Genomic DNA, 14,118 nt, shown 5'->3' on the forward strand with positions numbered 1-14,118 from the left:
AATTTGAAAATAATGAAGTTTGCACTAAAGAGAATTCCTTCTGATCAGTTTATTTTCCATGATGTGTTTGATGGGTTTTAAGCTGAGTACAAATTCTGCAGCCAAACGGCCCATATGCGCAAAATCGATTGAAAATGTGGTGATTCCGTCAAATATGATCTCTTTAACGTTATCATCATTATGCGAAAGAATACCTAAATCTTTGCCCACCTTTAAACCTTTTACCTTGGCATCTTTTAACATTTCCCAAAGCTCGAGGTTGTGGATGGTAAAATATACTTTGCCAGGCGCAATACTGCCAGATTCATAACTGTTTTTAATTACGCCATTAATCTTAAACGCTTTTACGAAACGTTTAAAGGAAACCAGCACTTCGTTAGGCTCAGCAGATGATGGTTTAAAAAAGAAAACAAACTCTGAAAATTCTTTTATCCGGGGTGCCAATTCCAGAAAAGCATTGTATGAAGCTTTCTCAAACTCCTGAACAATGTACGAATATTCGCCTTTTAAGGCTACATACCGGTCTACAATGAGTAGTTTTTCTTTTGGTAACTGTTCTAATATTTCTTTGGCTTCGTTACTTTCTATCGGTGCAATAACATATAAACCATACTGGCCTTTATTGCTGTTGATGATCGATTCGAAAACACTTAAATTATTGTGATGGAAGTACACATCAACCTGAATATTTTCGCCTAAATGGTCGCGGAAGTTCTGGTAAAAAGTTTCCTGAAAAGTATCGAATGCATAAATTAATAAACAAACTTTAAGGTGTTGTTCAGTATCATCGGTCGCCACAAAATACCCTCTTCTGTTTTTCGATTCTAAAATCCCCCTGCTGATCAGTTCTTTATATGCCTTGCCAATTGTTTCTTTGGCAAAACCTGTTTCCCTCATCATTTCGTTAACCGAAGGCAGAATATCTCCCTTGGCAATCAGTTTATGGTTTAGGCCATTGATGATTCCCTGTACAAGTTGTTCGTGTTTCGATAAAGAATTTATGATGCTCAAATCCTTGATTTCATTGAACAGCTTTTCCTTATTCATGCAACTCCATTTAGTTTATAATCGATTTAGTTTAAGGTAATTTTGCTCGAAATATATAAATTTAATAGTGATAATCTGTAAAATTTTTATCGTAGCCCTAGCTATTTACCGATAAGAATCAAAAAAAAACATCGTTACAAGGCACTGTAAGCCCTGCAATAATTAGCTTAAAAAACATCTTATCAGGCTTAAAAAAATTACCCTAATTCCTTTTTTTAACCTGCAGAAATAAAAGTATCCCGATGAACAACAAGCATGTAAAATCCTGTAACAACCTCGATTAGAAATCGTCTAAAACTTTTAACGATCTCAAAATGTTTAACTAATAAAAAGAAAAGAACATGGGAATTTTAAAAACAGCAATTATTGGCGCCGCAGTTTATGCTGGCGTAAAATATATTACCAAGAAAGATCCGATCACCGGACAATCGATAGTAGATGAACTATTAGATAAAGCTCTGGAATGGGTAGATAAAGCAAAAGGATACACGGAAGACCTGAAAACCAGGGCAAGCCATGCTGCCGAAGATTTAACCAGATGAATACCTGGAAGAAATAAGGAAGCTCCACAACAGCGGTACCTCTTTCTTTAAGTATTTAAAAGCAAAAACGTCCCGATGTAAAATCGGGACGTTTTTGTTGGTATCAAATGCTAAGGTTAAAAAGCATCAAACCAAAGTTTGGTGGTTAATAAATCGGCACCCTGACTGCTTACCGCATTTTTATAATTCTGGCCGTTTAATGATTGCTCCGTACCAGGATATATGAAACGTACCGGAATTTGTCCGTTCAGCACGGTATTTACTGAAGCGGTTAACTGCGGATAATCTAACCTTCTTCTTTCTGCCCAGGCTTCTAAACCCTGACCAAACAAAGCGATCCACTTTTGCTCACCGATTGATTTTTTATAATTACCAGTATCATATTGTACCGAAACCTGATTTAGGTAATCATCAACCGCACTTCCACCTATACTGTATTGATCAAAGGATGCCCTGATGGCTTGTTTATACAGGTCAGCTGCATTTTCTGTAGTAAAACCTCTTGCAGCAGCTTCGGCCCTATCAAAAAGCAATTCGGCATAACTAAAAATCACAGCAGGTGCTTTTGGTGCTAAAAAATAAGTTCCTGGTCTTGAAGAATTTGCTAAACCTATTGCACTGGCTTCTGAATTTGTTGAGCCATTCGGGATACCTACATAGGTTTGAGGTGTGGCATTATCAGTTTTGCTTGCATAAACGGGTAACCTGGGATCATTTAATGCAAAAAGCTTATCTACGATGGTTTTACTGATCCGGTAATCATTCCGGGTTTCGAATGATGCAGCCACTGGATTTTGCTGTGGCGAATCACTGTAGAGCAGTGTTGCATTCTCCGATTTGCTGTTAATATAAGTGCCACCTTCAGCCTGTACTTCATCAATTACCTGTTTGGCTTTGGCCGGCTCTTTATCCGCAATGCGTAAAGCGATGCGAAGGCGTAAAGAATTGGCAAACTTTTTCCATAAAGCAATATTGCCACTATAAATCACATCTCCACCTACAGCCTTTCCTGAAGCTGGATCTAAAGCGGCCTGGGCTGTCTTTAAATCGTTAAGAATACCATAATAAACATCCTTTTGTTTATCGTAAACCGGCGTCACAAACTGTTTGATTTTTCCAGCCTGTGTATATGGAATATCGCCATAAGCATCAGTAAGTAACAAAAATACCCACGATCTTAAGACCAATGCAACTCCTTTATAATTTGGATTGCCCTGTGCATCGCCCAATTCGATAATTTTATTAAAACCGGCGATACTTTGTGCATAGCCTGTAGACCATAAGGCCGTAAAACTACTGTTCGAAAAGATAAAACGATCTTCTTCCGTATATTGAACTTTAGCCCAATGTTGTGTAAAAAGCAGGCTCGAGTTCATGTTATTGGCTACTCCCCAATAGGTATCCGCTGTAGTTTTAGTGGTTCCGGTAAGTAAATAATCAGGCTGTGGAATTTCTGGTGCATTCGGATTAATATTCACCTCATCCAGCTCTTTATTACAAGATGAAAATGCAATTGCCAAAATAGCCAGTATATATAATTTTTTATTTTTCATGATGGTAAGATTTAAAATTTAACATTCAGGTTGATACCGTAACTGCGTGTGCTTGGGTTAGAAAGACTTTCTAAACCCTGACCATTACCAGTATTAAAAGCTACCTCCGGATCGATATCTACTGTATTGCGGTGGATAATCCAAAGGTTACGACCCACGAGCGATACCGAAACGCCTTGTAAACTTAACGGGCGAAGCCATTTTGCCGGCAGGTTATAACTTAATTTAACCTCGCGGAGTTTTACATAGGAAGCATCGAAAATATTGGCTTCATCAATATTTCTGAACGATTTATAATATTGTTGAGCAGGTAATACTTTTTCATTGCGTTTGCCATCGGCCGTTACGCCATCAAAAACAATCCCATCGTCGTAAACTGTTACGCCTGCCGGAGCTGTTCCGTTTACCCTCACCGTTCCATTCTCTTTTTTGTTACCCGGATAATAATACGAGATTCCGCCATATTCTGCCGCTCTTCCTGGTAATGTAGAAGCCAATACACCTGTATAAGTACCGGTTGCATAAGTTCCATTGTAAATAGAACCACCAAAACTTGCATCAACCAATACCCCTAAACTTATTCCTTTATAGCTGAATGTATTGTACACGCCACCAATCCAATCTGGTGTATATTTTCCTAATACTTGTTTGGTTGGGTTTATTGTTGGCGCACCTGTAGCGTTTACAATGATGTTTCCATTTCCATCTCTCAAAAATGCGGTACCAAATAACGATCCGTAAGGTTGCCCTACCGTAGCAATAACCTGCGCTGAATTGGTAGCAACAACATAATTGGTCAATAATTTTTCTGCATCCAATTCAATTACCTTACTTCTGTTTGCAGCAAAGTTTACATCAATATCCCATGTAAAAGCCTTCTTAACCGGTGTAATTCCCAACTGTGCCTCTATGCCTTTGTTGTTAATTTTTCCGGCGTTAAGCAGTTTTGAACTGAATCCCGTACTTTGACTTACATCTACCGCCAAAATCTGGTTGTAACTATTGGTATTGTATGCACTTAAATCGAATCTCAATCGCTTATTAAAGAAAACAGCTTCAACACCAAGTTCTGTTGAGGTAGTGGTTTCTGGCTTAAGATTAGGATTGAGGTCGATACTACCGGTAGTCAGCTGAGGATTTGCCGTAAATGGCGCACTAAACACATAAGTATTAATCAAACGGTAAGGATCTGCATCTTTACCTACTTTAGACCAGCCTCCACGTATTTTTAAGTAGTTAAGGGCTTCGCTTTTAATATCAAAAGCCTCGGTTGCAACAAAACTTCCGTTAAACGATGGATAAAAATAAGACCTGTTCTGTGCCGGCAAGGTTGATGACCAATCGTTACGGGCCGTGATGTTGGCAAAAAGGTAATTTCTGAAGCCAATCTGCCCTGATGCATAAACACTATAAGATTTTAGCTTTGAAAGATTATTTGATGAAACCAATGGATCGCGGGAGTTTTTAAGGGTATAAAGTCCGGCAATGGCCAGTTTTGGTGCACTTTGATCATTCTGTTCAATATATTGCCTGCGGATGTTACCTCCACCCAGTAATTCGAGACTAAAATCGTCGTTTAACTGTTTGTTAAAATTTAAGGTCGCATCGGTATTGTTCTCATTAACGGTGAAAGCACTTTCCGTGTACGAGCCAAAAGGTGTGCCGTTGGTACCATAAGCAATCCTCACTTTACGCCTATCATTGTAATAATCTGTTCCGGTTCTGAAATTGAAATCTAGTCCGTCAATAATTTTATAATTCAGTGCAACACTTCCAATAATACGGTTACGGTTTTGCGATACAGTATTTTCGTAAGCTACCCAATATGGGTTGCTGTAATAGCTGTTGTTCCAGTTAAACGTTTTTCCATTTTCATCCAAATAATTTTTCAATTGGTTAATATCAACCTGACGACCAAACCAGGTAAACTGCAACATGGTACTGGTTGATCTTGAACCACCTGTTCCAGGTAAGTTATCAGAATTAAGTCTGCTGTAGTTTGCGTTCGCTGTTAAGCTTAGTTTAGGCGTTATTTTTAAGGTAGTATTCAGCACAAATGAATTTTTGCCCTGTCCGGAGTTAGGCACAATACCCACCTGTTTTAAGTTGTTGTATGATATCCGATAGTCGTACTTTTCACCTGCATCTGCAACCGATACGCCATTGTTTAATGAATATCCGGTTTGAAAAAAGTCGCGCACATTATCAGGATGTGCTACAAATGGAACCGCCACTCCTTTCGAATAAAATTGTGGAATTAACCTGCCGTCCAATTTTGGCCCCCAGCTTTCGTCTACTCCATCATTAAGGCCTTTACCTGCGCCATCTACATAACTGAACTGACCTTCTGAACCCTGACCAAAAGCATTTTGATAAACGGGAAGGGTGAGTAACGTTTCCAAAACGGCATTTGAATTGACCTCAATTCCCAATCCTTTTTTCGATTTACCGGTTTTGGTTTTAATGAGGATAACCCCTGCTGCAGCCCTCGAACCATATAGTGCCGCGGCATTTGGTCCTTTTAATACACTTATTGATTCTATATCTTCGGGATTGATATCCGAAATGGTATTGGCATAATCTCTTGCCCCAGCCGAATTTAACTGAGAATTGTCTACCGGAATTCCGTCAACCACAAATAAAGGCTGGTTATTTCCGGCGATAGAGGTTTCACCTCTGATGACTACTCGTGATGAACCCATACTCCCCTGGCTATTGGTTACCCGTACACCGGCTATTTTTCCGGCGAGTGCATTTACCAGGTTGGATTCTTTAGCTTCAGCCAAATCCTGTCCTTTCAATTCCTGAACCGCATAACCGAGCGATTTCTTCTGTCTTGAAATACCCAGGGCGGTAACCACTACTTCATCCAGCGCATTATCGCTCGACTGGAGAATGACTGAAATCGGGCCGGCATTTTTATTGATCTGTATTTCCTGGCTCTTAAAACCGATGTAAGAAAACACCAGGGTGCCTTTATCTGGTGCATTGATAGAAAAAGCGCCCTTCGCATCAGAAATGGTAGCTTGTTTGGTTTCTTTTATTAAAACGGAAACACCAGGGAGTGTTTCACCATCTGCCGACTTTACCGTTCCGGTAACCTTCGCATCCTGAGCGGAAAGCTTTTGTGCGATGAGGAGCAGCAAGATAAACGCTATTGATTTTAAATTTTTAAACATATTGTGTAGTTAATAATTAGTTAAAAGGGATAATAATTTTGGGCAAAACCATTCCACCACGACTAAAACGTGTTTGTTTTTAAAGCAGAAAAGGATTGGTTAGTCTAAAAAAGCCTGTTAAAACGGAGCAATTTTAACAGACTCCACGCATTCGGAAGCCTGCGTTAGGGTTTACATCAATGGATTTCAGCTCGTCTGTCTTTTTCATTTGAATGATTTTATTTAATGCATAATTTAATTTCAAGAACGCATTCAGGGCAAAAAAAAAGCACCCCTTAAATCAGAAGTGCTCCATATAATTCTTATAAGGATAACGCAAACAACTGACTTAACTACCCCAGATTCATCCGGGATGGAATTAGCACCATTTCTAAAAATTAGATGGTTGCTAAGGCTTCACAGGGCCATTCCCTCCGCCTTTCTTGATAAGTATTTTAAAATAACTGGGGCAAAGGTATAATTAATTCCATTTATCCTATAGTTTTTATAGATTTTTATTCAAATATTTTTTCTTTGGCAATTACATCCCTATATTTGTCGACTAATTTAGTCGATTAAGCACATCCCAATGAAACTCAAATCCCTATTAACAACCCTATTGGCCATATCAACCACCTTTACCTATGCACAGGAACATACAGCATTAGCAAATAACCAGGCGAAAAAACTTCAGGAGAAAAAACAAAAAACTTTTGTTGCCCTTGGTAGCTGGCGCGGAATAGCTAAAGTAAAGGAAGGATTAGAAATCCCCTTCAACTTCGAGATCAGTGAAAAAAGCGGACAGCAGAAATTATATTTTCGTAATGCCGAAGAGCGTTTTGAGGGCGGTCTGGTCAAACAAACATCCGATTCACTTTTCGTTAAACTGGACCAGTTTGATAACGAACTCGCCTTTGCCATAGACGGCGACCAGTTAACCGGTACATTAAGGAAACAGGATAACACGGGTAAAGCTTTGGTGATTGTTGCCGAGCGAAAAAATTACCGTTTCAAAACAACAGCTAAACCTGCAACGGCAGATTATTCCGGCAGTTATGATGTGGTTTTTAAATCGCCTAATGGCAAAGCGGAAAAAACAGTAGGTTTATTTAAACAAACGGGAAACAAACTTACAGGTACTTTTTTACGGGTAACCGGCGATTCGCGTTACCTGGAAGGTGTTGTAGAAGGAAATGAATTTCAACTTTCGAGTTTTATTGGCTCCTCTCCTGCCTATTACAAAGGAACTTTCCAGGCAGATGGTTCGTTAACAGGCGAAATTTTAGGTGCAAGGGGAAGTCAGCCTTTTACCGGAACCAAAAACAAAGATGCAGCCCTACCCGATCCTTACCAACTTACCTACCTGAAAAAAGGATACAAAACACTTGATTTTAGCTTTCCTGATGTAAACGGTAAAAAGATTTCGTTAAAGGATGAGAAATACAAAAACAAGGTCGTGATTTTAACCATCACCGGAAGCTGGTGCCCGAATTGTGTTGATGAAGCTACTTTTATTGCGCCATGGTATAAAGAAAACAAGAAACGCGGTGTCGAAATTATAGCTTTGCATTACGAACGCTCAACCGAACCTGAATATGCAAAAAAAGTGATGACGCGTTTCCGCGAACGTTTCGGCATTGATTACGACCAGGTTATTGCAGGCACTGCCGATAAACAGGTGGTATCTGAATCGTTGCCTGCACTCGATTCTTTTTTATCGTTTCCAACGACGATAATCATTGATAAACAAGGCAATGTAGCACAAATCCATACTGGTTTTAATGGTCCTGCAACCGGTAAATTTTATGATGAATTTGTGAAAGAATTTAATACAGAGATTGATACCTTGCTGAAGAAATAAGCATTTCTTATCGGTTGGTGTCTCACCAACCGATATAAAGTGTTGGTCGGTGAGACACCGACCAATAGCATAAAAAACATTAATAGTAGCGCAGGCAAACCGCTCCAAATAATAATAATGCATCATGCATCTTTTTTGTAAAGCAGGTGCAGTGCCTTTCGGTTTGGGCAGCCCTTCTTTCCGCTTCTATCTTTTTGTGAATGAATTACATAAACAATTAGTCTTGCACAAAAAGGATAGCCGCTTCAATAAGGTTTATTAAACAAAGGCCTGTTCATTTAACACAAATATGCCCTGAAGAAAGATTCTTGCCCTCATTTTTTACATTGCCCGTCGTAACTAGCCCCGGGCGTAGTGGCATCCCCGAAGCGCAGCGGAGGGATACAGCGAAGCACGGGAAAAAACTTTAATAGTAGCACAGGCAAGCCGCTCCAAATAATAATGCATCATGTATCGTTTTTGTAAAGCAGGCTTAGGCAATCCTTATTGGTCGGTGAGACACCGACCAATAGAATTTCCGTGACTTCCGTGTTTCCGTGGCGATAACCAAGCTACTGAACAGTCTTTAAAAGAAAACTGATCATGCTTTTCTTTGGAACCACCACCGTAGTCGTCCGGCTAAACCTGGCGATATTGATCCCATAAAAATTACCTTGCCAATCGAAAACAGGAGAACCGCAGGCATTGGGTTTAATGGCTGCATCGTGCGTAAAAACAGCATTAAAACCATCCCTCCTCGCTGATTTACCACCTTCAAATTTCTCAGCTGGGTGGTTAGAAACCGATTGCCCCCGTCCTTCCAGTTTAAAAGTTTTCTTCATTTTCCCGACAGGATTTGTCCATTCAAACGTCACTTCATCATCTGCCCAATATTTTAGCAGTTCAGGGGCAAATTCACTGGCCTTTTTCATAGGCATCCCATTCATGCTGATCAGTTCATCGCCTACTTTTAGCCCTGCTTTTTCTGCCGGACTACCTGCTTTAATTAAAGAAAACTGAACAGGGCTGGAATTGTATACCACCATTGCGCCCAAATAAGGCTGGTTGTTAATTTTGGGTAAATTAAATAGTGAACTACCCAAAACACTGTGCATCACTTTGCCACCCGGTTCAACAGTATATAAAAACCTTCCCATTTCTATTTTAAGGGTGTCAGATGAATTAAGATCTAAATCGATTCCGCCGGTAAGTTTCTGATCAACCTGAAATAAAACAAGATCGTTTTCCTGATCTTTGGCCATTAATTGGAGTGGAACAGCTGATCCATTGTTATCCAGTCGGGCATTTTCGCCTACCATGGTATGTTTACTTAGCAGAAACTGTTTTTTAGTACCACCCGGCATTTTAACATTGAATAAAGTGGCAATTATCTCCTGATTCTTACCTTTTAGACTACTTTTAATGAAAAAGCAACTGTTTTTAAAGCCTGGTATATCAAAATCAGGATGAAATGCTTTTTGTTTGCTTTCTTTTTGAAGAACCCTTAAAAGCGGATCTGTTTTAACTTCATCCACCTTTTCGGGAAAAGCCGTATAAAGTGTTTCGCTGTTCAAAGCTGTCCAATACCGGCGGTAAAGGTCAACAGGAATTTCGAAGTTCATTTCTTCAGAAACATCAATGGCACTGTGCAAGCCAATAACACGGCCATAATAATCAAACAGCGGACCTCCAGAATCGCCCGGTTCCATTTTGCAGGTGGAGCGGATAAAACCGTATTCATTTTTCACTTCGGCAACAGTTCCCAATCGTAAAGTTGGCAGGGTTTGGTTTAGGCTTTCGGGATAAGAAATACTGATACAAGGTTCATTTTTAAGCAAACTTGCTGAATAACCCATCTCGGCAAATGGCCAGGTGCCTTTATCGGTGATTTTCATCAGTCCCACATCTGGAATGCCAGGGGTATCTTTATTCTCTATTTTACCTAAAGCCAGGGCAATGCATTCGCGCCCGTCAGGAAAAAAAACCTTATAATTTTTACCTGGTAAAATGGTGTGTGCTGCAGTTAAGATGTAGCCATCGGCACTCACCACTACCCCGCTAAACTGAGCACTGGTTCTTTGGTTCTGCTGCACATCGAAACCCCACATCCGTACACTCGCCGGGTATGCTTTTTTAACCGCTTCGGCAATGGTTTTCTGGAATTTGACAAGCTGTTTTTTCTGGGCCACAGCATTTAGGCTGAGTAGCACGCCTATCGTTATCGCAATTCCCTTGATATAGTTATTCATGATGATTTAGGATTTTTTGCCAGCGTAATCCGCTCAGAAATTTCCTGGAGTGCATCGGCATCGGTTCCGGTGAACCCGGTGAGTTTAAATACAATATTCCCTGCTTTATCGATAATAAATTTGGCAGGAATGGCACTAACGCCATAATCTTCAACCGCAGCATTATGCCCGGCGCCATCTTTCAGGTCCATCAGCACCTGAAAATTAAAACCCGATTGAGTGATGTACTTTTTTACGTCTTCAAGTGGTGTTTTGGTGGTTTCCCAGGTGTGGATAAATAAAAATTTTACAGCAGGATCATTTTTATAGGTATTAACGGCCAGCTGCATAGCCGGAAAAGATTTTTTGCAGGGCACGCACCAGGTGGACCAGAAATCGAGTACAATTACTTTCCCTTTTAGATTCTTTAGGGATACCACATTTCCGTCGAGGTCTTTTAAGGTAAAATTGGGTGCAGGCACGGTTATCATTTCTGCCAAAAGCTTGTTATGAAGCGAATCGGCTCTCTTAACAGCAGATTGTGCCCATAGTGAAGTACAGGTTACACAGAGCAAAGCCAAAAGACAAAGCCTGAAAAAAGGTTTCATATTTTAAATTAAGGGGTTAAAAAAACAGCAAGGCCATTTTACCGGCCATGCTGAGCGCATAGGTAGACTAGATGAGTATCTCCAATATCTTTTCTTTTGGTGGATAACATTTGGTTTCATCACAGACCTGGTAGTACAGACCGCATTTAATTTTAGTGCCGGCTTTTGCCTTACTATAATCGACCATTATCCTAAAGTTTGCCTTTCCTTCAAAAATAAACATGCCATCGTTACCTGGATATGGTACTGCTGCTGTTGTTTTCCATTCCTGATCAGCAACTGCACCTTCAGGAAGTTCGAGTCGGGTTTCGGTAACCACAAATGGATTATCTTTAGCAACATAAGCATAAATATGCCAGCCTTTTAAAATTTTAGCCTCGATAAGCAAACTGTCTTTTTTATCACCATTACCGGGAATAAATCGTGCTGAAACAGCTACCGGATCGGCCGTGGTAGGTTCTCCGCTTACAATGGCTTTTGGCAATTGATAACTTTGCTGCTGACCAACAGGAACATTTTTTCCATAGGTATTCACCATGAATTTAAAACCACCGGATTCGGTGTAAAATAAATGATTTCGGTTTTGGTTAAGCCAGTTTCTCCAATCAGCCGCTTTATTAAACTTTTCGGTGGTGTAACGTTCGAGCAATCGTTGCGCCATGGCGACCTCTTTATTGGCTTCCAATAAACTGATGCATTTATCTAAAAGGGCTACTTTACGGTTCGAAATACCTAATTTTTGTGCATCGCGGTCTAATTGAAGCGTATACACACCAGAAGGATAGAAATACTCATAATTTTGACGGTAATACTTGTGATATAAACTGATGTTGGTACCATAAATGGCAAACAAACTATCACCGGCAAAACCTTTCACATAATCTTCAAAAGATTGGGTATCGTTGGTTACCGGCATCTTCAAAAACATTTCGTTGCCATGGCCAATATCTTCACCCTTTGCTTTTTTATCTTTTAATTCCTGCTGCATTTTTAGCATCCGAAGATTACCTTCGCGCCTCGAAGCAATAGCCTGATTATAAAGCTCTTTGCTTAAGCGGTAAATCAGTTCATCTATACAACTACGGGTTTCGATCTGTACTTTTTTAACAATCGCCGGAAGGTGATCGAACTTTTTGATGTAACAAACGGCATTTACAAAAACATCTTTGGCTTCATCCGTCATATAATCCGGAGATCCTGCAAAACCCCACATCAGGTAATTTCCCTGACGACCTAAGGCCACTGCTTCGGCATTTTTAAGACAAACGCCACCTGAAATCGATTCAGCATCAGGCGAATCGTTAAATCCCTCACCATGCGAAACCATGCCAATTAAATAAGGCTCTTTAGAAGAAAAACCCTGCTTTACCACTTGCCACATATCCATCTGCTTTGGCGTTGTTGCTGCTTGATGACCGTTAAAAAAAGAACCTGGTGTCGGTTTTTTCACCAGGGTTAGTTTTACGGCATTTGGGGTATTAAAAATTGGGTGACTGGTTTTGATATTCAAAGCCTCATTATCCAGACACTGACAATACCAATCGAATTTCAGGCCTAAAGGCAAGCCAACATTGGGTGCCATGGCATGCATTAAAACCATCGGCCGGTTAAAGTTTGCGGGTATGTTAACCGGGCCGGCGTCCATCAGGGTTACATCCACCTCATCAGACATTTTAGCCTGATAATCAGCCACATCAACAACCTTAACTTCAGTAAAACGTTGTTCCAGAAAGGCTTTAAAATCCGCCATCCTGGTTTTGTATATTTTTTCGAGGATGTTTGGTGTAGTTGAATAATACACTACATTTTTCGGCATGGGTTTATCGGGATTATACCCAACATATAAAACTTTTAAGGCAATCTTCTCCTTGTATTTCCCACGCCCAAAGGTGAGCAGCGAAACCAGCATCAGGCAAGCCGTTAGCATCTTTTTCATGATCTATTTTTTATCAGTGGTTAATTGAATATCTCCGCCAGTTTTTTATTCAAAGGTTCGCCACGTAAACCATTGCCGATAATTTTGCCCTGTGCATCAACCAGAAAACTTGCGGGTACCGCACGTACGCCATACAAACGCCCCACTTCATTGTTCCAGCCTTTTAAATCAGATACATGAATCCAGTCTAAACCGTCTTTTTCAATCGCCTCTAACCAGCGTTCTTTTACATTATCCAATGAAACCGATATAATTTCGAAGCCCTTATCTTTGTAGGTCTGGTATTGTTTTACCAGGTTGGGGTTTTCTGCTCTGCATGGGCCACACCAGCTTGCCCAAAACTCAACTAACACCACTTTACCCTTTAAACTGGCCAGCGAGACCGGTTTACCGACAACATTATTCTGCGTGAAAAGCGGGGCAACATTTCCGACAGCAGTAATGCCGCTTGCCGCAATACGTTGAGCCAGTTCTTTGCCCATATCTGTTTCGCGGTATGCTTTGTTTAAAGCGTTAAAAAGCGGTTGAACTTTGGCTACATCTACCTTACTTCCGGCAGCTTCTGAGAGCGCCACTAAAGCGAAATAAGATGCAGGGTGTTCTTTGGCAAATTGGAATTGTTTGTCTGTTCTGTTCTGGATATTTTTTCTGTACCGCAGATCGACAGCTTTCATGTAAGCCGTATCTTTTTTCTGCTCGGCTGTACCACTGTTAAAATCAATATTAACCGCTTTGGTAAGGGCCATAATGGTACCACCAATGGCTTTGTTATAGGCATCATATTCCTGATAAACTTTAGATCCACTAAAAACAGCATTTTCTAAAGAATCTTTTGAAGTGATGCTAACCTGCTCTTTACCAAAATAAAAGTAAATCACATCGCCGGTATACACCGCCTTACCTTTACCTCCACCGGTATGATCGAGTGCCATACGGGCATAGGCATTGCCAGAAATATGTCCGGAAAATTTAAAAGTTCCGTTAACAAGGACTACAGAATCCTCGTGACTTACGCCATTGTCCATATAATCGATATAAGCCATTGCCGGTGCACCCAGCGTACCTATTTTACCTGTTAAACTAAAATTTGAGGTTTGTGCCCAGGTTAAAACCGGGAACAGAAAAGCCAATACTGCTAATTTTATGATTTTCATTTGTATGTTTCTTTATGGGTTAAATGAGTTCCATGTTTAAGATTTTTGACAT

At 40.3% G+C, this 14,118-nt stretch carries 9 protein-coding genes and 1 riboswitch; of the genes, 2 read left to right on the forward strand and 7 right to left on the reverse strand.

Annotated features, from left to right (window positions below):
• Window positions 1–24: 24 nt before the first annotated feature.
• The gene (locus tag CA265_10315; GenBank protein ARS40019.1) at window positions 25–1,047 is read right to left on the reverse strand and encodes a GntR family transcriptional regulator; all 1,023 of its coding nucleotides are present in this window, start codon (window positions 1,045–1,047) and stop codon (window positions 25–27) included.
• 341 nt (window positions 1,048–1,388) lie between these two features.
• Here CA265_10315 and CA265_10320 point away from each other — a divergent pair, with 341 nt between their 5' ends.
• Window positions 1,389–1,589, forward strand: coding sequence for a hypothetical protein (locus CA265_10320; GenBank protein ARS40020.1), 201 nt, complete (start codon window positions 1,389–1,391; stop codon window positions 1,587–1,589).
• A gap of 116 nt (window positions 1,590–1,705) precedes the next feature.
• On the opposite strand, the gene CA265_10325 is transcribed toward CA265_10320, so the two are convergent.
• Window positions 1,706–3,142, reverse strand: coding sequence for a SusD/RagB family nutrient-binding outer membrane lipoprotein (locus CA265_10325; GenBank protein ARS40021.1), 1,437 nt, complete (start codon window positions 3,140–3,142; stop codon window positions 1,706–1,708).
• An 11-nt stretch (window positions 3,143–3,153) separates the two neighbouring features.
• Entirely contained in the window at window positions 3,154–6,321 is a 3,168-nt protein-coding gene (locus tag CA265_10330) for a SusC/RagA family TonB-linked outer membrane protein (protein ARS40022.1), read from the reverse strand.
• 325 nt (window positions 6,322–6,646) lie between these two features.
• Window positions 6,647–6,753: riboswitch (SAM riboswitch) on the reverse strand.
• A gap of 136 nt (window positions 6,754–6,889) precedes the next feature.
• Here CA265_10330 and CA265_10335 point away from each other — a divergent pair.
• Window positions 6,890–8,161 (forward strand): hypothetical protein, encoded by a 1,272-nt coding sequence (locus CA265_10335; protein ID ARS40023.1) that lies wholly within the window; start codon window positions 6,890–6,892, stop codon window positions 8,159–8,161.
• A 551-nt stretch (window positions 8,162–8,712) separates the two neighbouring features.
• On the opposite strand, the gene CA265_10340 is transcribed toward CA265_10335, so the two are convergent.
• From CA265_10340 to CA265_10355, 4 genes are all read right to left on the reverse strand, one after another.
• Entirely contained in the window at window positions 8,713–10,389 is a 1,677-nt protein-coding gene (locus CA265_10340; GenBank protein ARS40024.1) for a hypothetical protein, read from the reverse strand.
• Window positions 10,386–10,976, reverse strand: a complete 591-nt coding sequence (locus CA265_10345; GenBank protein ARS40025.1) for a hypothetical protein — start codon at window positions 10,974–10,976, stop codon at window positions 10,386–10,388. Before CA265_10345 ends, CA265_10340 begins: the two co-directional genes overlap by 4 nt.
• Before the next feature lie 67 nt (window positions 10,977–11,043).
• A complete protein-coding gene (locus CA265_10350) occupies window positions 11,044–12,912 on the reverse strand; it encodes a hypothetical protein (protein ID ARS40026.1) in 1,869 nt (622 codons plus the stop codon).
• Between the two features lie 20 nt (window positions 12,913–12,932).
• Window positions 12,933–14,066, reverse strand: coding sequence for a thioredoxin (locus CA265_10355; protein ARS40027.1), 1,134 nt, complete (start codon window positions 14,064–14,066; stop codon window positions 12,933–12,935).
• Window positions 14,067–14,118: the final 52 nt, after the last annotated feature.

It is taken from the genome of Sphingobacteriaceae bacterium GW460-11-11-14-LB5 (assembly GCA_002151545.1).
In the GTDB taxonomy this organism is placed as follows: Bacteria; Bacteroidota; Bacteroidia; order Sphingobacteriales; family Sphingobacteriaceae; genus Pedobacter.